Genomic DNA, 26,749 nt, shown 5'->3' on the forward strand with positions numbered 1-26,749 from the left:
ATTTTTCGATCAAGAATGAAATAATTGTATACATAGTTAAAATTATAAAAGATAGCTCACTAATTTTTATAAGTAAGTGACCCAAATCATAATTAATAGAAAATTGTTTCTGAAGATTAATCATCTCTTCCAATGTTAAGGTATCCGGATCTTGCATTGGAAGAAAATTTAATGTTAAGATAACACCTATCAACCAAATAAGGAAAAGAACAAAATACGAGTTTTGTATTAGTTTTTTTCTATTAAACACAATAATGAACTCCTTTATCTTGACATAGTCCTCACGACCTCAATCTTATATGGTTTGATTGCACCTAATGTTTGAACTAACACGCAATAATTATTTCCAAAGCCTACACCAAAATTATTACTATAACCATTTATTTCCCACTTGAAATCAAATATATCAGTAACTTTGACTGTAGTAAAGTAATTGCCGTTCGCCTGTTTTTTATATGAAACTGTATATGATACACCTCTCAATGCCGTCATGAGGTGTCCGCTGGAAAAAGTATGCGTGCTAGAAAACGCCCCCGATGCTTTTCCACCTCTGAACGCTTCCGCTTTCAGACGACCATAATAGGCAGCCATAAGACTTTCGCTGTCTACCATCCGCGCCCACGTGTCATCTTTATTATAATATGTTGCAGGAGTATAATTCGTACCAATCTTGTCTAACGGGACAATTGCACGTCTCATGTAGTTTGCAGTTTGCCAATGCCCCATACGATCAACAATGGCAATACCTACTTTATAAGCTGAAATAGCTGTAGGGTATGGTGTAACAACATAGGGCGTAATACTTCTTTTTTGTGGAAGGTTGGAAGCTTCTACCACATTGTCTAGCTTTTCATCTTGCGTAGTATCAAAACTTTCTAACTCAGATAGTGCGGAATTCAAAAATAAATTTAAATCTTTTGCAGAATCATTTTCTGATGGAATATCGTAATACATGTTAATTGTACTCTCGATATAATCCTTATTTGCAGGTTCAGATGCTGAAAGCTCTACAATCAAGTTGCTGTTTTCCTCATTAATTTCAAATTTTTCTTGAGCTTCAACAATTGAGCTAAACCCAAGCCCTAAAAATAATAAAGTAATTCCTAGAAATTTTTTCATAATATTCCTCCATTTGTTTTTCTTTAAGTTTATTATATTTAACTTTTAGTGTCAAAATGATTTTTTTTAGGAAGATGATTTTTGGAATTGTTGACTAGCACATTGCCACGATCGACTAACTTTTTTAAGAGAGAAAAAATTATTAGAATGGACAAGGAAATGAAAGTGTTAATAATTGCTGTGGCAACAATGAAGTTCGGAGACAATAGGAATAGTTAGGAATGAAAAAGCTATTGCGAAAATAAGCCTTCATGGCAGTTCTGAAAATGGATGAGGACGATCAGAAGAAATAATTAGATCAAATAAGCTGAGTATGTACTTAATTAAATGTACATACTCAGCTTTATCATTTTAATGGTCTAGTAATTAATCCACAAATAAATAAACTATGATTTAATCGTAGAAAATTCTATTTTATAATAATCCCATTTTTTATAACTCTCAGCATATTCTGCAATGACTCCGTCTTGTAAAGTTGTCTTCTTTTTCTGGAAAACAACAGGTTCATTTTCAGAAATAGCTAAAAGTTCTGCCACATGTTTAGGTGTTGGAAACAAGATTTCATTGGTTTCTGTAGCATATTCATCATACATGTGAATTCCAAATTCCGTTTTGAAGTGTTCATAAATTGAGTCGTAATAACTTGGTTCTTGTTCTTTTTTACTTAGAAATTGATTTGGTAGATAAGTAAAATGTAAAATATACGAAACATCATCAACTTTTCGAACGCGGATAATTCGTCGATAGGTTTGATTTGGACTTAAGTTTAATTCTTTTAAAATTCTTGGTTCAGCTTCTTCAGCAATACTAATTACTTCCACTGTTTCTGTTTTTCCTGCAAAAACTTCAATATCAGTAAATTCTACTAATTTTCGTTTTCTTGAGCGGGAGACGTAGGTTCCTTTTCCTTGATAGCGGACTAAATATCCTTCAGCAGCTAGTTCTTGAATCGCTCTAATCACGGTAATTGAGCTTGCGTTATACAATTTAACTAATTCATTTTCACTATAAAAACGATCCCCATGTTCAAATTCTCCCGATTTTATTTTGTTTAATAAGTCATTTTTAATTTGCTGATATTTAGGGATTTTCATACAGCACCTCCATTTGAGTTCATGCTTACATAGTAAGTCAAAGTGAAAGAAATAGCCACGATTTTTGATAGTAATCTGTAAAATTTCTTCATAAATTGAAAGTGTTAATGAAATGATTACGTATGTTTTAGTTTAATCTAAAAAAAGGAAATATATATAACTTATATCTAAATATTGAAATAAAAAACAATAATGGTTGACAAAGATAAGTAAGTCAAGTTAATATGTTCATATATTAAGTGGAAGCGTTTTTACAGGAGGGTAATTATGCATACGTTTGAAATAAAAGAAGAATTTTTGTTAGATGGAGAGCCATTTAAAATCATGTCAGGAGCCATTCATTACTTTAGAATTAGACCGGATGAGTGGTATCATTCCTTGTATAATCTGAAAGCATTAGGTTTTAATACAGTTGAGACGTATATACCATGGAATTTACATGAAGAGGTGGAAGGGAAGTTTATATTTAGCGATGAGTTAGATATTGAAAAATTTGTTAGACTAGCAGAAGAATTGGGGTTACATGTCATTTTGCGACCATCACCTTATATTTGCGCAGAGTGGGAGTTTGGCGGATTACCAGCATGGTTGTTAAAGAATAAAGAAATGCGTATTCGTTCATCAGATCCAGCTTTTATTCAAAAAGTAGCGAATTATTATAAAGAATTATTTCAAGTTATTAGCCCCTTGCAGATTGATCGAGGTGGACCAGTGATTATGATGCAATTGGAAAATGAATACGGGTCTTATGGGGAAGATAAGGAATATTTACTTGCGATATATGATTTAATGCTGAAAAATGGTGTTTCGGTTCCGCTGTTTACCTCAGATGGACCTTGGGAAGCGACTCAAACTGCGGGAACTTTATTAGAAAAAGATATCCTAACAACAGGAAATTTTGGTTCGAGATCACAAGAAAATTTTGCCCAGTTAAAAAAATTTCAAGAAAGACATAAAAAGAAGTGGCCGTTAATGTGCATGGAGTTTTGGGATGGTTGGTTTAACCGATGGGGTGAAGAAATCATTCGGCGTGATCCGGACGAATTGGCGGAAGAAGTTGGTCATGCACTTGAAATCGGCAGTATTAATTTATATATGTTTCATGGCGGAACCAATTTTGGGTTTATGAACGGATGCTCAGCTAGAGGAAGTAAAGATTTACCTCAAGTAACATCTTATGATTATGATGCTTTATTAGATGAGCAAGGAAATCCTACAAAAAAATTCTTTTCTGTCCAAAAGAAAGTGCACGAAATGTTTCCGGAAATAAAACAAACGGAACCCTTGATAAAAAAAGTAACAGATCCAACAACAGCTTATCTAAAAGAAAAAGTCAGTTTGTTTTCAGTTGTTGAACAAATTGCTCATCGTCATTCAAGTAAGTTCCCGAAAAGTATGGAAGAAGTCAACCAAAATTATGGTTATCTATTGTACCAAACAAAAATTGAAAAAAGTATAAATGAAGAATTTTATCGAGTAATTGATGCTAGTGATCGGGTTCATTTTTTCTTAAATAATCTAAAACTGGCAACGCAGTATCGGGAAGAAATCGGAGAGAGGATTTTTGCTACTCCTGATGAAGAAAGTAATCAATTAAGTATTTTAGTTGAAAATATGGGACGTGTAAATTATGGTCATAAGTTGCTAGCTGAAACGCAACACAAAGGAATTCGTACAGGTGTGATGTCGGATTTACATTTTATTTGTGATTGGGAACAGTATAGTCTTGATTTTTCAAAATTGGATAGTATCGATTATCAAAAAGATTGGACAGTAGGAACACCAGCATTTTATCGCTTTGAATTGTCAGTTGAGGTACCTACAGATATGTATCTTAATTTAGAAAAATTCGGAAAAGGGATCGTGATTGTTAATGGTTTTAACTTAGGCAGATTTTGGACTATTGGGCCAACACTTTCGCTTTATACACCGGCATCTATTTTGAAAGAAGGGGTAAATGAAATCATAATCTTTGAAACAGAAGGAGAGTGGGTGGATGAATTGAAGATTGAAGCACAGCCAAAATACAAAACATTATTGGAAGGAAAGTGAGCAGAATGAGTATTATTGCAGTTAGAATCGATGGTAGATTAATTCATGGACAAGTAGCCAACCTTTGGACGACAAAATTAAATATTAGTCGGATCATGGTGGTTGATGATGATGTAGCAGAAAATGCGATTGAAAAAAGTGGCTTGAAACTAGCGACCCCAGCAGGTGTGAAATTAAGTGTTTTACCAATTGAAAAAGCAGCTGCAAATATTTTAGCTGGAAAATATGATTCACAACGTTTGTTAATTATTGCAAGAAAACCTGATCGACTTTTAAAACTAGTTGAACTTGGTGTGCCGCTGAAGGAAATCAATGTTGGTAATATGTCTCAAAGTGAGCATTCAAGAGCTGTAACGAAATCCATTAATGTAGAAGAAAATGATATTGACGTATTTAAAAAATTGAATAAACATGGTGTGACATTAGTTTCTCAAATGGTGCCAAATGATAAAGCAGAAGATTTTATGAGTTTAATCGATTAATTGAGGGGGAATCACAATGGCAATACAATGGTGGCAAATTTTATTATTAACGCTTTATGCAGGATATCAAATTTTGGATGAATTACAAATTTATTCTGCGTTTAGTCAACCGGTGTTTGCAGGTTTAGTTGCAGGTTTGGTTATGGGAGATGTAACAGCTGGTTTAATTATTGGCGGCAGTATGCAATTAACGATTTTAGGTGTAGGAACTTTTGGTGGCGCTTCCAGAATTGATGCAAATTCGGGAACGGTATTAGCAACTGCTTTTTCAGTGGGCTTAGGTATGAATCCAGAACAAGCCATTGCAGCAATTGCGGTGCCAGTAGCCAGTTTAATGATTCAAATGGATATTTTAGGTCGTTTCACAAATACATTTTTTGCTCATAGAATTGACAGCAATATTGAAGCAATGAATTATAAAGGGATTGAACGTAACTTCCTACTTGGGGCAGTTCCGTGGGCGTTATCCCGTGCGTTACCAGTATTTTTTGCTTTAAGTTTTGGTGGAGGATTTGTTGATAATGTTGTTGGTTACTTGAATACAGATTTAAAATGGCTAGGTGATGGATTATCAGTAGCAGGAGCTGTTTTACCTGCAGTCGGTTTTGCAATTTTATTAAGATATTTACCAGTCAAAAAACATTTAGCTTATTTGATTTTAGGATTTGTACTTACAGCACTATTGACGACTGTTTTTGGAAATATTCAACTATTAGGTGGAGCAGTTGCTGGTGTGGCGAAAGATTTTGCACCAATGTTTACTAATTTACCAATGCTGGCAATTGCCTTAATTGGTTTTGCCTTTGCCCTTAATGAATATAAAAAATCAATAGATCAACCTGTTGTTACAGCAAATTATTCTGATGAAACAAGTGAAGGAGAGATTGAAGATGACGAAATCTGATTATAAATTAACCAAAAAAGACTTTAACCAAATTAATAAGAGAAGTTTATTCACTTTCCAATTAGGCTGGAACTATGAACGAATGCAAGGTTCGGGATATTTGTATACGATTTTACCGCAGCTAAGAAAAATGTACGGTGATGATACTCCAGAATTAAAAGAAATGATGCGGACACATGCACAGTTTTTCAATACTAGTAACTTTTTAAATACGATTATTACTGGGATTGATTTGGCCATTGAAGAAAAAGAAGGAATCTCAGCGAAAGATTCCGTTGCCGGGATTAAAGTTGGTTTAATGGGTCCGTTTGCTGCGATTGGGGATTCTATTTTTGGTGCATTGATTCCAACAATTTTTGGCGCTTTAGCAGCTAATATGGCCGTGAATGGGAACCCTGTAGGTGCATTTATCTGGATGGCAGCTCAAATTGCGATTATGGTTTTTCGTTGGAAGCAACTGGAATTTGCATACAAAGAAGGAATTTCGTTAGTAACAACAATGCAAAGTAGATTAACAGCGATGACTAATGCAGCGACGTTACTAGGTGTATTTATGGTTGGCGCATTAGTTGCGACAATGATTAATGTTCATTTTGCTTGGGCTCCTGCGATTGGCGATTTGACGATTAATGTCCAAAATAATGTCGATATGATTATGCCACGATTATTACCAGCAGCGATTGTTGGTGGTGTTTATTGGTTACTTGGCAAGAAAAATATCACCTCTACGCGGGCAATTTTTATCGTATTAATTGTGTCAGTTGCTTTATCTGCTTTAGGTGTCATTTCAAAATAGTCAGGAGGGAAAAAGTTGAACAATTTAGTATTGACGAGCCATGGTAATTTTTGTACAGAATTGAAAAATACGGTTGAAATGATTATGGGACCTCAAGAAAATATATACACAGTACCCTTGTTAGCAGAAGAAGGTGAGCAGGAATTTCTAGCCAAATTTGCTAAGGAAACGAGTACTTTAGAAGAATATATTGTGTTTTCAGATTTATTGGGTGGTACACCGTGTAATGTTTTATCAAAAAAATTAATGACAGGGGCAACTTTTGAACTATATGCAGGAATGAATTTACCGATGGTGATTAGTTTTATTAATGGAACTTTAGTAGGTGAAGCAAGTGATTTTGTAGGTGAAGCTAGAGAAAATATTGTCAAAGTGAATGAAATAATCGAGACAGATATTTTTGATGAAGAAGATGAGTAGGAAGGAGTTACGGTAACGATGGAATTATTTACAGAATCTCAAGAAACATTAGAAAAACTGAGTGCGGCCATTACTACTCAAGAGATTAAACAGCAACCTGATTTATGGCAGGAAACCTTGAATAACTATCAAAAACAGCAACCCAAAATAGATGAATTTATTTCCTCAATCATTGCGGTAGAAAACCATGAAAAGATCCGAGTAATTTTTACTGGTGCAGGAACTTCCGCGTATGTTGGAGATGTCCTTAGACCATACTTAAATAAAATGGGGAACCAAGCTGAATTTGATTTTGAAAGTATTCCGACAACAGACATTGTATCTGCTCCAGAAGATTTTTTAAAACAAGATTGTCCAACTATTCTAGTTTCTTTTGCTCGAAGCGGAAATTCTCCAGAATCGGTTGCTACGGTGAAATTAGCGAAACAATTGATTAAAACCCTTTACCAAATCACGATAACATGTGCAAAAGAGGGGCACTTGGCATTGGAAGCGAAAGATGACTCGAACAATTTATTATTATTAATGCCAGAAAAATCAAATGATTTAGGTTTTGCAATGACAGGAAGCTTTACTTGCATGTTGTTAAGCGGGTTATTGATTTTTGATTCAAATACTCTTGATAGTAAGAAGCAGTTTGTACAACAAATAATCGGCATGGGAACAGAAGTACTTGCTAGAGAAAATGAAATTTCACAACTGCTTAAAAATGATTATACACGCATTGCTTATCTTGGCTCAGATAGTTTATCGGGTTTAACACGTGAGGCGCAACTGAAAGTGTTGGAGCTAACAGCTGGGGAAATTACGACGATTTTTGATTCATCTGTAGGCTTTAGACATGGACCAAAATCCTTTATTAACGCTCAAACTTTAGTTTTCATTTTTGTTAGTAATCACCCGTATACAAGAAAATATGATTTGGATATTGCCGAAGAGATTAAAGGAGACAAAATTGCTGATGATGTTATCACACTAGATGTTTCTGGAACGCAGAATTTTTCCGGCACGCGTTTTACTTACAGTAGAGGCATGGATTTACCGTCAGCTTATCTAGCATTGCCATATGTAATGTTCGCCCAAACAATCGCGTTGCATAGCTCATTGAAAGTGAAAAATACACCAGATACGCCATCTGCTACAGGAACGGTTAATCGAGTGGTAAAAGGTGTGAATATTTATAACTATGATAGTTAATAGAAAGGAGATAAGAATGTTAAAAATGACACCTGGAAAAAAAGCAGCGATGGATAGGCTATCTACAAAAAATGGTTTAATTGAAGCCTTAGCAATCGATCAGCGTGGTGCGTTAAAAAAAATGATTTCAGCTTTAGGTCAAGATGGGACAGAAAAACAAATTACAGAATTCAAAACACTGGTTTCTCGTGAGTTAACGCCGTATGCTTCTGCAATTTTACTTGATCCAGAATATGGAATCCCGGCAGCTAATGTCCGAGAAGCAAATTCAGGTTTATTATTAGCTTATGAAAAAACAGGATATGATGCATCCACGCCTGGAAGAATGCCGGATCTTTTAGAGGAGTGGTCGGTCAGAGAATTAAAAGAAAATGGTGCGGATGGGATTAAGTTTTTACTTTATTATGATGTAGATGAAACCAATGAAATCAATAAGAAGAAACAGAGATTTATTGAACGTTTGGGTAGTGAATGTCAGGGAGAAGATCTACCTTTTTATCTAGAGTTACTTTCTTATGATGCCGAAATATCTGATACTACGTCTAAAAGTTATGCAAAATTGAAGCCCAAAAAAGTGATTAATATGATGAAGGAATTTTCCAAACCACAATATAAAGTCGATGTTTTAAAGGTCGAAGTTCCAGTAAATATGAAATATGTAGAAGAATTTGGAGAGGAGGATGTGGTTTATACTCGTGGTGAAGCCTTAGATTATTTCAAACAACAGAGCGATGCAACCCATTTACCATTTATTTTCCTAAGTGCAGGTGTTTCGGCAAAATTATTTCAGGACACTTTGAGATTTGCAAAAGAATCCGGTTCAACCTTTAACGGTGTACTATGCGGGCGTGCAACTTGGAAAGACGGTGTTGTTCCTTTTGTTAAAAGTGGTGAAATACAAGCAAATCAATGGTTTAAAACGGCTGGAAAAGATTTTATTCAGCAATTGAATGAAGTAGTTGAGCAAACGGCAAGTTCTTGGCATGAAAAAGTTGAAGTTTCGGACTGAAATATAGTAATGAGCTAGATTGATCAGAGTATGTTCAATCTAGTGTTGCTAAATCCCGGAATGATAGCGCATTCAATGATGAGAGGAGACAAGAAAGTGAAAAAAAAGTGTATGATTTTGGTTAGTTTGTTTATCCCATTACTAGGGGCATTTTTCCTGAATACTGAAGTTGGAGTGGCTGATGAAACAGCGAACCAAGTAGAAGCAAAAGTAGCTGCTGATTATTGGCAAACTAATTTTTCTAATGGACAAGTAGGAAATTGGCAAGACTTGGTAGGCGGCACTAGTAAAGTAATAAAAGAAAATCGCTTGGAAGTATCTAGAAATACGTCTGTAGGGAATAATGCCGTTTCAATCAATTTAGATTCTCCTGAAAAAAAAGATGGCGAAGTTGAAACGTCCTTCAAACTTCAAAATGGAGATGGGCGGACAGGTGTAATCATCAGAGGTGCTTCCAAAGATAGTTGGGTTTTTGTGGGGTATAATGTCAACGGAAAATGGTTAGTAGAAAGCCCGACTTCTTGGAACGATAGTATTTCAGGCCCGACGTTAACAGCAGATACAAATTATATTTTGAAAGTTCGTTATGTTGGAACAAAAATCACGATCTGGCTAAACGGCAATCAATTTTATGAAGGTGAACCAGTACTAGCAAATGGTTCAAAAGTTCCAACAAATGGAGGACGTACAGGTTTTAGAACTTGGTATGACCAAAAATCAATTAGCTATCAGTATTTTAAAAGTGGGGATGTTGGTAGTATTCCAGAGTTAGTTCCGGAAATTACCGAAATTGTTCCTGTAAAAGTTTTTACGAAAGTAGGAACTGCACCAGCTTTGCCTCAAACAGTAAAAACAATTTATAATACTGGAAATCAAAAAGATGAAAACGTGACATGGGATACTATTGACTCAGAAAAATATCAAAAACCAGGTAGCTTTACTGTGAATGGTTCAGTTAATGGAACAGCGTTGCAAGCAAAAGCAACTGTTACAGTAATTGCAGATGGTTCAAGTGAAGATGGAGATAAAATTACCGCCTCTGATATTAGAGCAGTTTTAGATCCAACATTTCCACGTGTGATTCGCTATGAAAATCCAAATAATAATCAGATTATTTTTAAAGGTCAACAAGAAAAAATCAATCAAGTGTCAATCGATGGGAAAAATTATCCTGCAACAGCTGTGAAAGTAGGAAGTTCCAGTAATAGCGTTTCTTACAAAGTCTCTGTTTCTGAAATAGGATTGAGTTTTAATGTGACATTTACTGTTTCAGACGGTAAGGAATTCGGGATGAAAATTACTGAAATTAAAGAAGGAAGTACTAAAATCCATACGATTGCTATTCCCAATCAAGGGCTACTTTCGGTTAATGGAACGGATGAGGGCGCCGCGTTTGCTGGTGTTGTAATGAACACGGGGACTAACTCAAATAATGGAAATAAAAATGGTGACACGTTCCAAGATTTAACAACATCCAGCGAAGTTGGAACTAAGCAATATATGTACGGTTTTTTAAATACAAATAAATATGCAGCTAGTATCTGGACAAATGCTTACGGAGATGGAAGTGTTGATAACAACGACAACCACCGAATCTATAAACAGACAAAAGAGACAGCGAATGGCTTTGTAAGCTCAATGTGGAGTGGCGCTTGGACTTATCGGCCTTTTGAAGCACCAGAAAATTATTTAACAGGCGATATCCCAGAGTTGAAAATTAAATTTGCTGAAGATTTAAATGGTGATGGAAAAATTGACTGGCAAGATGCAGCAATCAGTTATCGTGAGATTATGAATAATCCAGTAGGAGCTGAAAGGGTACCTGAACTAGTTAACCAGCGAATTCCTTTTAATTTTGCGAGTCAGGCAACAAATCCGTTTTCGGTAACATTAGATGAAACAAAACGAGTTTATAATCTAACTGATGGTTTAGGTCAAATGAACCTACTTAAAGGATACCAAAACGAAGGTCATGATTCAGCTCATCCAGATTATGGTGATATAGGAAAACGTCAAGGCGACGCTGCTGATATGAACTATTTAATTGATGAAGGTCATAAGTTAAACGCAATTTATGGTGTTCATATTAATGATACTGAATCTTATCCAGAAGCCAAATCATTCAGTGAAAAATTGGTTGATCCGACCAAAAGAGGCTGGGATTGGCTAGATCCTTCCTACTTTATCAAGCAACGACCAGATACAATGTCTGGTGATCGTTTTGAACGCTTTAAGGAATTAAAAGAAAAAGTTCCTAATTTGGATTACATTTATGTTGATGTTTGGGGAAATCAGGGAGAAGCTGGCTGGTTAAGTCGTCAGCTAGGAAAAGAAATTAACGGACTTGGTTGGATAACAGCGAATGAATTTCCAAATGCATTAGAATATGATTCAATTTGGAACCACTGGTCTGCTGAAAAAGCGTACGGCGGAACGTCAACTAAAGGATTTAATAGTAATATCGTTCGTTTTATCCGCAACCACCAAAAAGATACTTGGATTATTTCTGATAATCCGTTATTAGGTGGGGCAGAATTTGAAGCATATGAGGGCTGGGTTGGTAAGACAGATTTTAATAGTTATGAAGAAAAAACCTTTGCAATCAACGTTCCAACTAAATTTTTACAACATTATCAAATAACTAACTGGGATACCACAACAGCTTCAAATGGACAAATTTACGGTACAATTAAGCTAGCTAATGATACAGATCAAGTTGTTGTAACAAAAAAAGATGGTAACGATCAAAGAGTTATCACTTTAAATGATACGGAAGTATTACGAGGCAACAGCTACTTATTACCTTGGACAGTTAACGATAGCTTCAAGTTATACCATTGGAACGAAACTGGTGGGGCAACATCGTGGACGCTACCAGAACAATTACAAGGAAAAACGAATTTGCATCTTTATGAACTAACGGATCAAGGTAGAATCGATAAAGGTTTGGCACCGATAGCAAACAATAAAATAACTATCCAAGCCGAAGCCAAAACACCTTACGTAATTGCAGAACCAGCAACACAAACAGCTGTTGCATTTGGAGCAGATACTGCAATTAAAGATCCTGGTTTTAATGCAAAAGATACATTGACTACAAATTGGCAAATTACTCAAGGAAATCCAACAGTAGTGAGAGATTCAAATGGCGTTTACGCATTAACGGCTGGTAAAGAAAAAATAGAAGTTAAGCAAGAGCTAGCCAAATTAAAAGCTGGGAAATATAGTGTTTATGTTAATACAGAAACGCATAATCGCAAGGCTGAAATAAGTATCGATATCGATGGGAAAAAATATGCTAAAGAATATAGTAATTCCGTTGTTCAAAATTATATTCAAGCAGATAAAAACCATACAAGTAGTAAATATCCGCAATACATGCAAAAAACTAGAGTTGATTTTGTTGTGCCAGAAAATGCTAAGAAAGTGGTCCTTACATTATCAGCAGCAGCAGGCTCTACGACTACTAAATTTAATGCTATTCGGATTGTGGAACGTCAAACTGATGTAATGAATATCGATAATCAAACACTTATCAAACAAGATTTTGAAGACACTCAAGCTGTGGGCTTGTTCCCATTTGTAAAAGGGCAAGCGGGTGGCGTGGAAGATCCACGTGTCCATTTATCCGAGAAAAACGAACCATACACTCAATTTGGTTGGAACGGTAATAAAGTTTCAGATGTTTTATCAGGCAATTGGTCATTAAAAGCTCATAAGCAAGGAGCTGGTTTAATGTTGCAGACTACTCCGCAGAATATCACCTTTGAGTCAGGCAAAAAATATATCATTAGTTTTGACTATCAAACAGACGGTAAAGATATTTTCTCAGCGGGTTATATTACAGGAGAATACACTGCACCTAAAGATCTGACAAAAGTAGGAGAAATTTTACCGACTTCTGCAGATGGAAAAACTAAAAAATATGAAGTTGAGATCACTGGTAGTAGCAATGGTGATACAACATTTGGAATCTATACAACTGGTGGAGCGTATGATCTGATTATTGATAATTTTACTGTGACAGTTAAGTAGGATTTCATGGAATAATCCTTTATAAAGCAACCTTCAAACGTTAGATAAAATAGTCTAATGTTGAAGGTTGTTTTTTTTAGTTAGAATAATCATGGGTGAATATGATGCTAAACTAAAAATAAATTACGTAAAAGAATAATAATAGTGACAATAAGAATTAATTATGTTATTATATTTCTGAAAAGAGGCAGGAAATCCTACCTCTCTTGTAGATCCCGTTCAAAAGACGGTGACTAGTTATGTGTATTGACCATCTAAACTTGTCAAAGTGGTTTTTAGATGGTTATTTTTTTGGTCTATTTTTATCTATAATTTGTAAAACTAAGGCCGCAAAAGCGAGCATTAGTGTCAATGTTTCAAATACAGACATACTTCTTCCTTACTGGAATAAAGCCTAGAACCATAGGCATCACCCCTTCTTCAGAGATTTAGCCACCATCTTTTTCACTTTTCTACACTATTAATATACGCATTGACTAAGGAAATATATTTTTCTTCTACCAAATGCTAATAATAACCATTCCCTAATTTCCATGTTACGTAGTAAAGATTCGTTGCAATTTAAAATAAAACACTTGACTTGAAGTGCACTTTAAGGAATAGACTATAGTTGTTCCTATGAATAACGAAAGAAGACAAGGAGGAAATTCAATGAAATATGTAAAATTTGGTAATACAGGTATGGAAGTTTCACAACTTTGTTTAGGTGCTATGGGTTTTGGCGATCCAAATAGCGGGTTCCATGAGTGGGTGTTGGAAGAAGAAGAAAGCAAAAAAGTTATAAAAAAAGCACTAGATTTAGGCATTAATTTTTTCGACACTGCCAATGTATATTCTTATGGTGCAAGTGAACGTATCCTTGGAAAAGCGTTGAATGAATATGCTAATCGTGATGAAATCGTTGTAGCGACAAAACTATTTACCACAATGAAAAAAGACGTACCAAATAGCGGTGGATTATCAAGAAAGGAAATTTTCCATCAAATCGATGCTAGTTTAGAACGTTTAGGTATGGATTATGTAGATTTGTATATTATTCATCGCTGGGATTATAATACGCCGATTGAAGAAACAATGGAGGCGCTACACGATGTAGTGAAATCAGGAAAAGTTCGATATATTGGTGCGTCGGCCATGTTTGCTTGGCAATTTGCAAAAGCACAAGCAGTTGCAGAAAAAAATGGTTGGACAAAATTTGTTTCCATGCAAGACCATTTAAATCTTTTATACCGTGAAGAAGAAAGAGAAATGTTACCATTGTGTGAAGATCAAAAAATTGCTGTTACTCCTTATAGTCCTTTAGCCTCTGGACGTTTAACCAGAGATTGGGGTGCGCACACGAAGCGTTTTGAAACCGATACTACAGCGATGTCCAAATATGATACTACTGAACAACAAGATCGAATTATCGTTGAAAGAGTCGCTGAAGTTGCTGAAAAACGTGGCGTTGAGCGAGTACAGGTGGCACTTGCATGGTTACTTCAAAAAGCACCAGTTGTTTCACCGATTATTGGAGCAACGAAAGAAAGTCATTTAACTCAAGCGATGCCAGCCTTGGATCTAGTTTTAACTGAAGAGGAAGTAAAGTTTTTAGAAGAACCGTATGTTCCTCATGTCATTGTTGGTCATAAATAAAACTGATCTTGATACTAGGAGGAATAGGTAATGGCAAAGTTTGAAGAAGTAAAAGACGGCGTAATTTTTCCAGTTGGAGATAAAAATGATGCGTATGCAAAATATTTTGTTGGACAAAGTTATTTAAAAAACTTGATTACAGACCCAAAGATTAATGTTGGTGTTGGAAATGTTACTTTTGAGCCCGGTTGTCGGAATAATTGGCATATTCATCATGATGGATTTCAATTACTATTAGTGACTGGCGGCGAAGGTTGGTATCAAGAAGATGGAAAACCTGCTCAATTTTTAAAAGCTGGTGATACAGTAGTTACCCATGATGGAGTAAAGCATTGGCATGGCGCGGCTGAAGATAGTTGGTTTGAACATTTAGCAATTACAGCTGGGACACCTGAATGGTTGGAACCAGTTTCTGATGAGCTTTATAATCAATTAAAAAAATCAATTTCAAAATGAGGTGTTGTTATGACAAAACAAACTGCTGGTCGAGACCAATTAGGTGATTTTGCTCCTAAATTTGCGGAATTAAATGATGATATATTATTCGGTGAAGTTTGGTCAAGAGAAACAGAACTTTCCGCTCGTGATCGAAGCATGATTACCTGCGCTAGTTTACTAACACAGGGTGCACCACAATTAGAGGCTCATATGAAAATAGCTCACCAAAATGGTGTAACGAAAGAGGAAATGATTGAACTGATTACCCACCTAGCCTTTTATACAGGGTGGCCCAAAGCTTGGTCAGCTTTTGGTTTAGCGAAAGAGATTTTCTAACGAGAAAAAAGCAAGATGGAAAAGCATCAACCCAAACAGTTTAGTAGCTGTTTGGATTGATGCTTTATTTTTAACCGATTAAATTAAAAGACCAAGCAATTCCAAATTTATCTGTTATTTGCCCAAAAAGATCTGACCATTCTGTTTTTTGCAAAGGCATAATATCTGCTGCGTCTTGAGAAAGCTTTTCAAAATAAGTCGTTAATTTACTGGCATCTGTTAGCTCGATTACTATGCCGATATTTCTACCATAAGGTACTTTACTCATAAAGCTTGGAGTATCTGAAAACATAAATGAATGACCTTCCACTTCAAGAACAGCATTCATTACTAAATTTTGGCTTTTCTCATCCAAATCGGGCATCCCGAGACTTTTGTATGTAACCAAATTTTTGACTGTCACCTCAAAGGCTTCTTCGTAAAAAGTAATGGCATCCTGAGCTTGATCTTCAAACGTAAAATATGTTGCAATTGGCATTAAAATTACCACCTTTTTATTTTTATTTTAGCATACAAGAATTGAGTGAGGCAAAAAAAGTGGACCAGTTGAGGAGAATTAATTACAATAGAAAATTAAGTAAAACCGAAAAGTAGAGTTACTATTTCTAGCTCTTTCGGTGAAACGTTTTTATTATTATTTTTTCTTAATCTGGAATATATACCATTTTCAGCATAAGAAAACGCTTGCTTTTATGTTTATCACGAGTTATAATCATTTTTGTAGAAACGTTTCACTAAAATGATTAAGGGAGTGGCAACATGAAATCTTGGAAAAAACTTTGCTTATTAGGAACAATTTTAGTAACGACTGTAGGTGTGATGGCAGCCTGTTCTTCGGGAAAAAAAGAAAGCGCTTCAGACGAGTTAACCTTTTGGTATATGGGTGATGGGGATCAAGGAATAAAGCCAATTGTTGATGAATTTACGAAGGAATCGGGTATTAAAGTGAAAATCCAAAGTATTCCTTGGTCAACTTCCAGAGATAAACTACTCACGGCAGTTGCTTCTAAAGAAGGTCCGGATGTCGTTCAAATGGGAACAACATATATGAGTGAGTTCGTAGATGCAGGAGCCTTGGTTGATATTACAGAAGATATAGAAAAAAGCGATGTTTTAAAAACAGATAATTTCTTTGATGGTTCAGTAGCTACAACGAAGTTTGATGGACAATATTATGCAGTTCCTTGGTATACAGAAACTCGTGCACTTTATTATAGAAAAGATTTGCTAGAAAGTGTTGGCTATAAAGAAGCACCAAAAACATGGGACGAACTAGCGGATGCAGCTAAAAAATTAGCGGCACGTGGGGATAATAAATATGGTTTTAACGTGGAATTAAAAGAACCGACATTTGGGTTTATGTTTGCTCGCCAAAATGGCTCAGAGTTGTTTGATAAAGAGGGGGAACCAGTCTTTAATGAATCTGAGATGGTTGATGCATTAAAATACTTAGACAAATTAGTCCAAGATGGTTCTGCGCCCAAAACTGATCTAGGGTTAGAAATTGGTCAAAGTTTTGGTGGAGACGGTGTTGTTCCTATGTTCATCAGTGGACCATGGATGATTAACAGTATTAAAGAATCTGCTCCTGATATCGATGGAAAATGGGGCGTAGCCGAATTACCAAAAGGACCTGTGAGTAATACATCTGTAACTGGTGGCGCAAACTTAGCAGTCTTCAGCAGCTCTAAGAAAAAAGATGATGCAATGAAATTGATTGAGTATCTGTCAAAACCAGAAAACCAAACAAAATTCTTTGAAAATACCAATTCACTTCCAACAAGTAAAGAATCATGGAACGCAGATGTCTTCAAGAGTGATCCGTTAATTTCTGTTTTCGGTGAACAATTAAATGAATCTCAACCTATGCCTTTATTAAAACAATGGGACGAGATTTCACAAAACTTTATGAAACAGTGGGAACAAGTTGTTGTAAGCGGCAAAAATCTCCAAGAAGCAATGGATGAACTAAATGAACAAACAGAAACGTTGATCAAATAAAAGTAAGATGAAAAGTGGAATAAAAGCAGATGATCGATTGTTTATGACTGGTCTTTAAAGGACTGAAATGAACATAGCTTTTATTCCTTTTGTTTTTTAGCCTGACATTTCCTTAAATAAGGATATTTCTGTTTGGCTTTCTATTTAGAAGGAGGTAACTAACGTGAAAAAAACTAAAACACCTTACTTTTTTATTGGTCCAGCCGTGGCTTTATTACTTGTTTTTTCAATTATTCCCATCTTTATTGCAGTAGCAATCAGCTTCACTGATATGAGTTTAGCTGGATTAGCTGATTTTTCGAGAATCAATTTTATTGGTTTTGATAACTATTTAAATATATTTGGCGACAAAGTTTTTGGGCAGGCGATGTTTAATACAGCTTATTACGTTATTATCGGTGTGCCGCTTGTGATTATTTTTTCCTTAGCTCTAGCAATTATGATTAACTTTGGTGAAAATAAATTCTTTTCTTTTATGCGTTTAGTTTTTTATAGTCCTTCGATTACAAATACGGTGGCTGTTTCAGTTGTATGGATGTATTTATATAATCCGACAATCGGTTTGCTTAATCATCTACTCTCTTACTTAAATATCGGCTCAGTTATGTGGTTGACAGATCCAAGTACATCAAAAATTTCTTTAATCATTATTGCTGTATGGAAAGCGATTGGTTTAAACATGTTAATCTTTTTAGCAGCAATTCAAGGAATTCCCAAAGAATACTATGAAGCAGCTGAGATAGATGGTGCAAATAAATGGCAGCAAATTATCAAAATCACTATTCCGTTACTAAAATTCTCAATTTTCTTTGTAACTGTGACAACCTTAATAGGCTGGTTCCAATTCTTTGACGAACCATTTGTAATGACAAAAGGTGGACCTCTAGATAGTACATTATCAGTAGCCTTATTTATCTATCAAAGTGGTTTCCAATATAATAAATTTGGTTATGCAGCAGCAGGATCAGTAATCTTATTCATTGCCATAATCATCGTGACAAGTATCCAAATGAAAATTCAAACGAAACAAAAAGAAAATGAAGGGTAAAAGGGGAGAACGAGATGAAATCGCATAAAAATGCTCAAATGAGTTTTAAAGTTTTTATTGGTATCCTGCTAGGTGTTATGGGTATTATGACCTTTTTCCCTTTTCTTTGGATGATTTTTTCTTCATTTAAAACGAATGCAGAAATCAATCAAATTGTACCTAGTTTATTTCCAAAAGAAGCAACACTAGATAATTTTAAAGAACTATTTTTTAGACTAAATTTTGGGACCTATCTTAAAAACACATTAATTATTACAGCTTGTTCATTTATCGGACTTTTATTGAATGCTATGGCTGGATATGGATTTGCTAAGTATGATTTTAAAGGGAAAAACAAATTATTCTTAATGGTTTTAGCAACGATGATGATTCCGGGACAAGTAACAATGATTCCTGTGTATTTACTGCTAAATTCTGTTGGTTTAACGAATACACTAATCGGGATTGTCTTACCGGGTTTAGCGGGTGCATTTGGAATCTTTTTATTCCGACAGTTTATGGGCACGATATCTAATGAAATGCTTGAAGCTGCTCGTTTAGATGGAGCAAGTGAATGGTATATCTTTTTCAAAATTATTTTACCGGTAAGTCGTCCAATTTTAGCTGTTCAAGGAATTTTAACGTTTATTGGCGGTTGGAATTCATTCTTATGGCCGTTGATTATTGCCAATGATGAAAAATATTACACATTATCCGTTGGCTTACAATTATTACAAGGTCAACATGGAACAAATTATGCGCTGCAAATGGCAGGAGCCACATTTATGGTTATTCCAATTCTAATCGTATTTGCCATTTTCCAAAAATACATTTTACAAGGATTCAATGTTTCAGGAATGAAATAGCGGTAAAGAAAACTATAGAAAAACAGGTGAATAAAAAATGGAACAAAAGCAACTAGAAGAATTATTACAGCAAATGACCTTAGATGAAAAAATTGGACAGTTATTACAACTAGCTGCTGAATTTTATTCAGAAAAAGCAGAAGAAAAAACTGGACCGATGACCAATCTTGGTTTAACGCATGATGATATTAATAATGCTGGGACAACACTAGGAATTTCTGGTGCACAAGAAGCAATTCGAGTTCAAAAGGAATATATGGCAAATAATCGCTTAGGGATTCCAACGATTTTAATGGCAGATATTATTCATGGTTTCCGCACGATTTTCCCAATACCGCTTGGATTAGGTAGTTCATGGGACCCAGAAGTTGCTGAGAAAGTTGCGGAAGTATCTGCTAAAGAAGCGGCTGTATCCGGTTTACACGTAACATTTTCGCCAATGGTCGATTTAGTCCGTGATCCTAGATGGGGTCGTGTGATGGAATCAACGGGGGAAGACCCATTTTTAAATAGTCGTTTTGCAGAAGCGTTTGTTAAAGGATATCAGGGTGATGATCTAAAAAATGATTTCTTCCGTGTCGCTGCCTGTGTGAAACATTTTGCAGCATATGGTGCAGCAATTGGTGGTCGTGATTATAACACAGTCAATATGTCTGAAAGACAATTGCGGGACAGCTATTTACCAGGCTATAAAGCAGCACTTGATGCGGGTGCAAAATTAGTGATGACATCATTTAATACAGTCGATGGTATTCCGGCTACAGGTAATAAATGGTTATTTAGAGATGTTTTAAGAGATGAATTTGGTTTTGACGGTGTCGTTATTTCTGACTGGGGCGCGATTATTGAGCTGATTCCTCATGGCGTGGCAGCAGATAAAAAAGAAGCGGCGGAACTGGCGATTAAAGCAGGTGTGGATATTGAAATGATGACTACTTGCTATTCAGAAAATTTAAAAGAATTAATTGAGGAAAAACGCGTAGAAGAAGCGATTTTAGACGAAGCTGTTTTGCGGATTTTGACATTGAAAAATGATTTAGGTTTATTTGAAAATCCTCATAGAGGTGCTGATGCAATTCTAGAAAAAGAAGTAGTATTATCTAAAGAAAATCGTGATGTAGCTAGAGATGTTGCTAAAAAATCGATTGTTTTATTGAAAAACGATGGCATTTTACCATTATCAAAACAAGATAATGTTGCGATTGTTGGACCAGCTGCCAATTCGAAAGATGTTTTAGGTGTTTGGTCATGGCAAGGGAAAAAAGAAGAAGCAGTTTCATTAGTTCAAGGAGCAGGTCAATTAGATGCTGATTATGTGACTGGTACGGAAACCTTTGATTATTTTGAACCAACTCAAGCAGCAATTGATGAAGCAGTTACTTTAGCTAAAGGCGCTGACAAAGTTATTTTAGCATTAGGTGAAGAAGATTGGATGAGTGGTGAGGCCTCAAGTCGTAGCGATATTCGTTTACCACAGGCGCAACTAGATTTATTCAAAGCTGTTCAAGAAGTAAATAAAAACGTCATTGTAACGCTGTATAATGGTCGACCATTGGATTTACAAGGTATTGATTCTGCGAAGGCAATTGTAGAAGCGTGGTTCCCTGGTACAGAAGGTGGTGCAGCTTTGGCCGAAATTCTTTATGGAAAATATAATCCAAGCGGTCGTTTGAGTATGTCTTTCCCTGAAACAGTAGGGCAAGTCCCAGTATATTATAACTACGATAATACTGGTCGACCATACGTGCCAGGTGATGAAAAATATGTTTCGAAATATTTAGACGTTTCTAATTTCGCAAAATATCCTTTTGGTTTTGGTTTAAGTTATAGTGAATTTGTTTACACTGATTTAAAGTTTAGTGCGCATGAATTAGAGGCTGATGGCACAATCACAGTTTCGGTTACTATAGAAAATCAATCAGATACTGCTGGTCAAGAAACCGTTCAACTTTATATTCGTGATCTAGTAGGCGAAGTTGTTCGTCCAGTCAAAGAATTAAAAGGGTTTAAAAAAGTAAGCATACGACCACATGAGCAAAAGACGGTTGAATTTACGATAAATGAAGAACTTTTACGTTATGTGCATAGCGATCAAAGCTACGGAAGTGACGCAGGAGAGTTCGAAGTAATGTTAGGATCAAGTAGCGTGACAGGATTATCTGGCACATTTAAATTATTGAAATAGATAGGAAGAGTTAGATGACATATAAAAAAAGTACGTTGAAAAATAATGGGACAACAGTCTCGTTTTTAGAAACTGGTGATTTATACGAAATTCTAAAAGATAACATCATGATTAATCAACTTCATGGAAATGCTCTTGATAGCAGTGTAAATCAACTATATTTAAGAGTTTATGATGAAAAAGGGATTCACTCAGTTCCGATGATTGGTTCAAATTCAGATAGCGAATTTTCGATGAACAATAATCGATTAATATGGAAAGGGACTTTTTCTGATGTGTCCTATCAAGTTGTTTTTCAAATTGCCGAGTCAGGAATTTGGTTTTGGCAGGTAGGTTTGACAGGTTCAGGGCAAAAAGTTGATGTAATCTATGGACAAGATATTGGGAATGCAGCTAAAGGTGCTGTTCGTTCTAATGAAGCTTATATGTCGCAATATGTAGATCATCATATTACTAAAGAAAATGAAACCATTATTATTTCTTCTAGACAAAATCAGCCTCAAGCTGGGAAATTTCCTGTTGTTGAACAAGGAAGTTTAAACCCATTAGTTGGCTTTTCAACGGATGGTTATCAGTTTTTTGGTCGAGAGTATAAAGAAACAAATCAGGCAAAAGCATTGACACAAACGTGTTTAGCAAATGAAGTGTATCAATATGAATTTGCCTATGTCGCTTTACAAACACAAACCTATCTAGTTTCAGAAGTCGAAACGGAAGTTGTCTTTTACGGAGCAGCATTAGATAATCAGGAGCGGGTAATTGAGAAACCACTTATTGACAGAGCTGAAATTATAAAAAGTTACGATTCACTAAAACAAGCGGAAGCTGGTGAAATAGGAACTGTTTATAAGAAAAATCTCGGCGCACCGCTGATTGGAAAAACATTTACAGATGAAGAACGAAACAAACTATTTCCTCAACAAAATTTAGTCGAAATGCTTAATGGAAATGTAGCATCATTTTATACAGATGACTACCATCATGTAGTGTTAAAAGAAAAAGAAATCGCAATGGAACGAGCCCATGGGCATATTTTACTAAGTGGAACGGATTTGACAGTAGACAAACCTTTAATGAGTACGACAGTCTATATGTATGGCTTGTTTAATTCTCAAATTGTTTTAGGGAATACGTCAATGAATAAATTAATGAGTAATAGCCGTAATTCTTTAAATATCCTGAAACAATCTGGTCAAAGAATTTATATCAAAGAAGGGAATATCTGGCGTATTTTAACGATGCCTTCCGCCTTTGAAATGGGCTTGAACTCAGCCGTTTGGTATTATAAATTAGAGAATGATATAATCAAAGTAACGACGTTTACTTTATGTGATACACGCGAAATTCGGACAGAAGTAACTAGTCAAAAAGGCTTAAATTATACATTTGCGGTAACAAATCAGTTAGTCATGAATGGCGATGAGGAAGAACCTGCTTATAAAGTGAAAAAAGAAAAGCAGCAAGTAATGATTACAGCAACAAGTGAGTCTATAATTCATGAAGAATACCCAGAGCTAACGTATTATTTTGTATTAGATAAACCATTTGAATTAACGGACGAACGATTATTCTTAGCTGGACACTCACATGAAGTATTGACGACAATTGTGATTAAAGAGCAAAAAGGTTTTACAATGGAGATTCAAGGGAGTTTAGTTGGAGAAAATTATCAAGCAGTCCAGACAACTTTCCAATATGAGAACGAGCAATATCTTACTTTCATTAATGATTTATTAAATAATTTTCAATTAACCCACAAAACTGAAAATGTTGAGTCTATGAACGTTTTAGCTCGCTGGTATACCCATAATATGCTTGTGCATTATCTTTCACCACATGGTTTAGAGCAATATGGCGGAGCAGCGTGGGGAACGCGTGATGTTTCTCAAGGGCCGACTGAATTTTTCTTTGCGGTCAATCGTCCTGAAATTGTCCGTTCGATTATCAAAAATGTTTATGCTAATCAGTTTGAAGATGATGGGAATTGGCCGCAGTGGTTTATGTTTGATCGTTATGAAACACAAAAAGCCGATGAAAGTCACGGAGATGTGATTGTTTGGCCGATGAAAATTGTAGCGGATTATTTAGCTAAAACGAAAGACTTCACGATTTTAGAAGAAGTGATTCCGTACACCAATCGTCAAACTTTCCTAAAAACAGCTGAAAAAACTACTTTGTTCGATCATGTGAAAAAAGAAATTCAATTTATTGAAGATAATTTCTTGGCAGGAACTTATTTATCTTGTTATAGTGATGGCGATTGGGACGATACGTTACAGCCATATGATAGTAAATTGAAAAAATATATGGCAAGTAGTTGGACCGTAGCGCTAACATATCAAGTTGTGAAAAAGTTAGCTGGACTTTTAGCTGAAGTTGATTCGTTGTATGGTGAACATCTAGTTGACCTTAGTAATAATATCAAAAAAGACTATGAAAAATATATTTTAAGTACTCAAACAATTCCGGGATTTGTTTACATGGAAGATACAGATCATGTCGAATTAATGATTCATCCAACAGATAAAAAAACTGGGATACAATATCGATTATTACCGATGACACGCAGTATGATCGCTGAATTGTTAACAATCGAACAAGCGGAACATCATTATGGTATTATTAAAGAACAACTACAATTCCCAGATGGTGTGCGATTAATGAATCGACCGGCAAATTATAATGGTGGAGTTAGCACAAACTTCAAACGTGCCGAACAATCAGCCAACTTTGGTCGGGAAATCGGCCTGCAGTATGTTCATGCTCACATTCGTTTTACCGAAGCAATGGCAAAATTAGGAAAAACTGATGAAACATGGCGCGCGTTGAATGTAATCAACCCAATTCAGATGAAAGAACATGTGCCAAATGCTGAAATCCGCCAATCAAATGCTTACTTTAGTAGTTCTGACGGTGATTTCAAAACACGCTATGATGCACAAGAAAATTTTTCGAAATTAAAGGATGGCAGCGTTGGTGTCAAAGGCGGCTGGCGTATTTATTCTAGTGGCCCAGGAATTTACCTAAATCAGATGTTGTCAAATGTCTTGGGTATTCGTGAAGAAAAGGATCAAATAATTTTTGACCCAATATTACCTAACGAATTAAACGAGCTGGAGATGACGTATCAGCTAGCAGGCAAAGATGTTCAACTTGTCTTTCATTTAGACCATCAGAAAGAAGCCGTTTTAGCGAATGGAAAAGAGCTAACCCTAGTACGTGAGGAAAATCCGTATCGACAAGGGGGCTACGTGGTTCGTTTAGATGAACTTACAGCTTGTTTAGATAAAGAGAAAAATAAAATCGATATTTTTTGTTAGGAGATGAGTGGACATGGTAGGAATTAAAGAAATTGCAAAAAAAGCAGGTGTCTCTATTTCAACTGTTTCTTATGCGCTAAACGGTAGTCCAAAAGTTACTGAAGAAACCAGAGCAAAAATTCAAGCGATTGCTGATGAATTGGACTATGTTCCTAACATGGCAGCTCGGACCCTGAAACGGCAGCAAACCAATATTATCGGTGTCTACCTAGCTGATTATGGCGGTAGTTTTTACGGCGAATTACTAGATGGCATCAAAAAAGGATTAGAAGCTCAAAATTATGAAATGATTGTATGCAGCGGGAATAAGTCGCATTTGTTTATTCCCGAACGCATGGTTGATGGAGCTATTGTATTGGATTGGACGTTTAAAAATAAAGAGATTGAACAGTTTGCAGACCGCGGTCATTTTATGGTGATTTTAGATCGATTAATCACTCATGAAAATGTACGCAAAATTTTACTTGATAATAAAGGCGGCGCAACATTAGCAATTGAAAAAGCTGTTGCTTGTAAAACAGAAAAACTATTTTTAATTTCCGGACCTAAAAAAAGTTATGACAGCCAAGAACGATTAGGCGCCAGCGTTAAGGAATTAGAAAGGTATGGGATTGATTACGAGGTGATATCTGGTGATTTTACTGAACCTTCCGGATATCGGGTGGCAAAAATGATTATGGAAAAACAACCAACGTTACCAGTGGATATTTTTGCGTTAAATGATGAGATGGCCATTGGGATGTACAAATATTTTAGAGAAACTTCCTATGCAATTGGGAAGGATATTCGGTTGATTGGTTTTGATAATATCGATATTAGTTCTTTTGTTCAACCTCGATTAGCGACTATATCCTATTCTAAACACCGCTGGGGTATGTTGGCTGCTGAGAAGATTATCCAATTGATTACTGGTGAAAAAACGGAAGATGAACATATTTATACAAGCTTTATCGAAGGGGCTTCATTTTCTGAAAGGGATGAATGAGTTTGACGATAGCAAGACTTAGTTTTCGATCAAAAGTGTTAGGGAAAGCTACCAATGTAAATGTATATTTACCTGAAAAGATGACGCGGAATTCACCGATTATTTATCTACTCCATGGCTATTCAGATGATTGTAATTCATGGTTGGATGCAACTAGTTTGGCAAGATTTGCAGACGAGTACCCGTTTGTAATCGTAATGCCTCAGGTTGAACTTAGCTATTATACAAACATGGCTTATGGGTTGAATTATTGGGATTATGTAACAGATGAGTTGCCAGAAAAAATAGAAGAATGGTTGGGTTTACCAGCGCTACCCGAAAGAACCTTTGTTGCAGGTCTTTCTATGGGTGGTTATGGTGCGTTTAAATGGGGCATGACTTTGCCGGAAAAAGTTAAGGCAGTAGCCTCAATGTCAGGTGCTTTGGATATTGTATCTCTATGGGAACGGGATAGAGGTAGAGATCAAGCGTTTGAACGAGTTTTTGGTTCGCTTTTGCGAGTGTCTGACAGCTCCGATAATTTATTTCAGTTGTTTTCACATGAGTTGAATGAAGAATATGCTCCGTATTTTCTCCAAATTTGTGGGACAGAAGATTTTCTCTATGGAGATAACCAAACCTTTCGAAAAAAAGCTGCACATTCGTTAGCACACTATACCTATGAAGAAGGAGTAGGCGCTCATACATGGGATTTCTGGAATCAGGAAATTCAGCGAGTGTTAGCTTATTTTGCAGAATTTATTGAGGAATAAGGTTAATAAAATATAACGCTTTTCAGAACGTTTAATAATTGTCTGATCTACAAAAATGTCAAATATATGGATTCTGTGTGAATAAAAAATATAGAT

Annotated in this window: 22 protein-coding genes; 18 read left to right on the top strand and 4 right to left on the bottom strand. The window is 35.7% G+C overall.

What is annotated here, in order from left to right; genetic code table 11:
- Window positions 1-264: 264 nt before the first annotated feature.
- Window positions 265-1,119 (bottom strand): hypothetical protein, encoded by an 855-nt coding sequence (locus C240_RS05685; RefSeq protein ID WP_271492073.1) that lies wholly within the window; start codon window positions 1,117-1,119, stop codon window positions 265-267.
- Between the two features lie 386 nt (window positions 1,120-1,505).
- Window positions 1,506-2,213 carry a GntR family transcriptional regulator gene (locus C240_RS05690; RefSeq protein WP_271492076.1) on the bottom strand — a complete coding sequence of 236 codons (708 nt, stop codon included), beginning with the start codon at window positions 2,211-2,213 and terminating at the stop codon, window positions 1,506-1,508.
- A gap of 267 nt (window positions 2,214-2,480) precedes the next feature.
- Between C240_RS05690 and C240_RS05695 the strand changes: the two genes are divergently transcribed.
- The 8 genes from C240_RS05695 to C240_RS05730 are packed head-to-tail and all read left to right on the top strand — an operon-like array spanning window position 2,481 to window position 13,108.
- Entirely contained in the window at window positions 2,481-4,265 is a 1,785-nt protein-coding gene (locus C240_RS05695; RefSeq protein ID WP_271492079.1) for a glycoside hydrolase family 35 protein, read from the top strand.
- Window positions 4,266-4,270: 5 nt separating this feature from the next.
- Window positions 4,271-4,747, top strand: coding sequence for a PTS system mannose/fructose/N-acetylgalactosamine-transporter subunit IIB (locus C240_RS05700; RefSeq protein ID WP_271492081.1), 477 nt, complete (start codon window positions 4,271-4,273; stop codon window positions 4,745-4,747).
- 16 nt (window positions 4,748-4,763) lie between these two features.
- Window positions 4,764-5,651 carry a PTS mannose/fructose/sorbose/N-acetylgalactosamine transporter subunit IIC gene (locus C240_RS05705; RefSeq protein WP_271492084.1) on the top strand — a complete coding sequence of 296 codons (888 nt, stop codon included), beginning with the start codon at window positions 4,764-4,766 and terminating at the stop codon, window positions 5,649-5,651.
- Complete coding sequence (locus C240_RS05710) at window positions 5,638-6,447, top strand: PTS system mannose/fructose/sorbose family transporter subunit IID (RefSeq protein ID WP_271492087.1); 810 nt, start codon at window positions 5,638-5,640, stop codon at window positions 6,445-6,447. Before C240_RS05705 ends, C240_RS05710 begins: the two co-directional genes overlap by 14 nt.
- A gap of 15 nt (window positions 6,448-6,462) precedes the next feature.
- Entirely contained in the window at window positions 6,463-6,867 is a 405-nt protein-coding gene (locus C240_RS05715; protein ID WP_271492090.1) for a PTS sugar transporter subunit IIA, read from the top strand.
- A gap of 18 nt (window positions 6,868-6,885) precedes the next feature.
- Window positions 6,886-8,064, top strand: coding sequence for an SIS domain-containing protein (locus tag C240_RS05720; protein ID WP_271492092.1), 1,179 nt, complete (start codon window positions 6,886-6,888; stop codon window positions 8,062-8,064).
- 16 nt (window positions 8,065-8,080) lie between these two features.
- Window positions 8,081-9,073: a tagatose-bisphosphate aldolase gene (gene lacD / locus C240_RS05725; protein ID WP_271492095.1), complete on the top strand. Its 993-nt coding sequence runs from the start codon at window positions 8,081-8,083 to the stop codon at window positions 9,071-9,073.
- Between the two features lie 42 nt (window positions 9,074-9,115).
- Entirely contained in the window at window positions 9,116-13,108 is a 3,993-nt protein-coding gene (locus C240_RS05730) for an endo-alpha-N-acetylgalactosaminidase family protein (RefSeq protein WP_442896577.1), read from the top strand.
- 283 nt (window positions 13,109-13,391) lie between these two features.
- Here C240_RS05730 and C240_RS16360 read toward each other — a convergent pair whose 3' ends face one another.
- On the bottom strand, window positions 13,392-13,478 hold the full coding sequence (locus C240_RS16360; protein ID WP_442896578.1) for a putative holin-like toxin: 87 nt from the start codon (window positions 13,476-13,478) through the stop codon (window positions 13,392-13,394).
- Window positions 13,479-13,759: 281 nt separating this feature from the next.
- Here C240_RS16360 and C240_RS05735 point away from each other — a divergent pair, with 281 nt between their 5' ends.
- From C240_RS05735 to C240_RS05745, 3 genes are read left to right on the top strand one after another with little or no spacing between them, the layout of a single operon-like run.
- Complete coding sequence (locus tag C240_RS05735) at window positions 13,760-14,743, top strand: aldo/keto reductase (protein WP_271492102.1); 984 nt, start codon at window positions 13,760-13,762, stop codon at window positions 14,741-14,743.
- A 30-nt stretch (window positions 14,744-14,773) separates the two neighbouring features.
- Window positions 14,774-15,199 carry a cupin domain-containing protein gene (locus C240_RS05740; RefSeq protein ID WP_271492105.1) on the top strand — a complete coding sequence of 142 codons (426 nt, stop codon included), beginning with the start codon at window positions 14,774-14,776 and terminating at the stop codon, window positions 15,197-15,199.
- A gap of 9 nt (window positions 15,200-15,208) precedes the next feature.
- Window positions 15,209-15,517: a carboxymuconolactone decarboxylase family protein gene (locus tag C240_RS05745; RefSeq protein ID WP_271492108.1), complete on the top strand. Its 309-nt coding sequence runs from the start codon at window positions 15,209-15,211 to the stop codon at window positions 15,515-15,517.
- 70 nt (window positions 15,518-15,587) lie between these two features.
- Here the strand turns inward: C240_RS05745 and C240_RS05750 are convergent, their stop codons facing one another.
- Window positions 15,588-15,995, bottom strand: a complete 408-nt coding sequence (locus tag C240_RS05750) for a VOC family protein (RefSeq protein WP_271492111.1) — start codon at window positions 15,993-15,995, stop codon at window positions 15,588-15,590.
- Between the two features lie 281 nt (window positions 15,996-16,276).
- Here C240_RS05750 and C240_RS05755 point away from each other — a divergent pair, with 281 nt between their 5' ends.
- From C240_RS05755 to C240_RS05785, 7 genes are all read left to right on the top strand, one after another.
- Window positions 16,277-17,518 carry a sugar ABC transporter substrate-binding protein gene (locus tag C240_RS05755; protein WP_271492113.1) on the top strand — a complete coding sequence of 414 codons (1,242 nt, stop codon included), beginning with the start codon at window positions 16,277-16,279 and terminating at the stop codon, window positions 17,516-17,518.
- A gap of 163 nt (window positions 17,519-17,681) precedes the next feature.
- Window positions 17,682-18,566, top strand: a complete 885-nt coding sequence (locus C240_RS05760; protein WP_271492116.1) for a carbohydrate ABC transporter permease — start codon at window positions 17,682-17,684, stop codon at window positions 18,564-18,566.
- Window positions 18,567-18,580: 14 nt separating this feature from the next.
- Window positions 18,581-19,411, top strand: a complete 831-nt coding sequence (locus C240_RS05765; protein ID WP_271492119.1) for a carbohydrate ABC transporter permease — start codon at window positions 18,581-18,583, stop codon at window positions 19,409-19,411.
- 37 nt (window positions 19,412-19,448) lie between these two features.
- Entirely contained in the window at window positions 19,449-21,596 is a 2,148-nt protein-coding gene (locus C240_RS05770) for a glycoside hydrolase family 3 N-terminal domain-containing protein (protein ID WP_271492122.1), read from the top strand.
- Window positions 21,597-21,610: 14 nt separating this feature from the next.
- A complete protein-coding gene (locus C240_RS05775; protein WP_271492125.1) occupies window positions 21,611-24,916 on the top strand; it encodes a GH36-type glycosyl hydrolase domain-containing protein in 3,306 nt (1,101 codons plus the stop codon).
- Between the two features lie 13 nt (window positions 24,917-24,929).
- On the top strand, window positions 24,930-25,901 hold the full coding sequence (locus C240_RS05780) for a LacI family DNA-binding transcriptional regulator (protein WP_271492130.1): 972 nt from the start codon (window positions 24,930-24,932) through the stop codon (window positions 25,899-25,901).
- Window positions 25,898-26,653 carry an alpha/beta hydrolase gene (locus C240_RS05785; RefSeq protein ID WP_442896575.1) on the top strand — a complete coding sequence of 252 codons (756 nt, stop codon included), beginning with the start codon at window positions 25,898-25,900 and terminating at the stop codon, window positions 26,651-26,653. The genes C240_RS05780 and C240_RS05785 overlap by 4 nt, the downstream gene beginning before the upstream one ends.
- Window positions 26,654-26,749: the final 96 nt, after the last annotated feature.

This window comes from Enterococcus sp. 5H (assembly GCF_028128615.1).
GTDB lineage: Bacteria > Bacillota > Bacilli > Lactobacillales > Enterococcaceae > Enterococcus_L.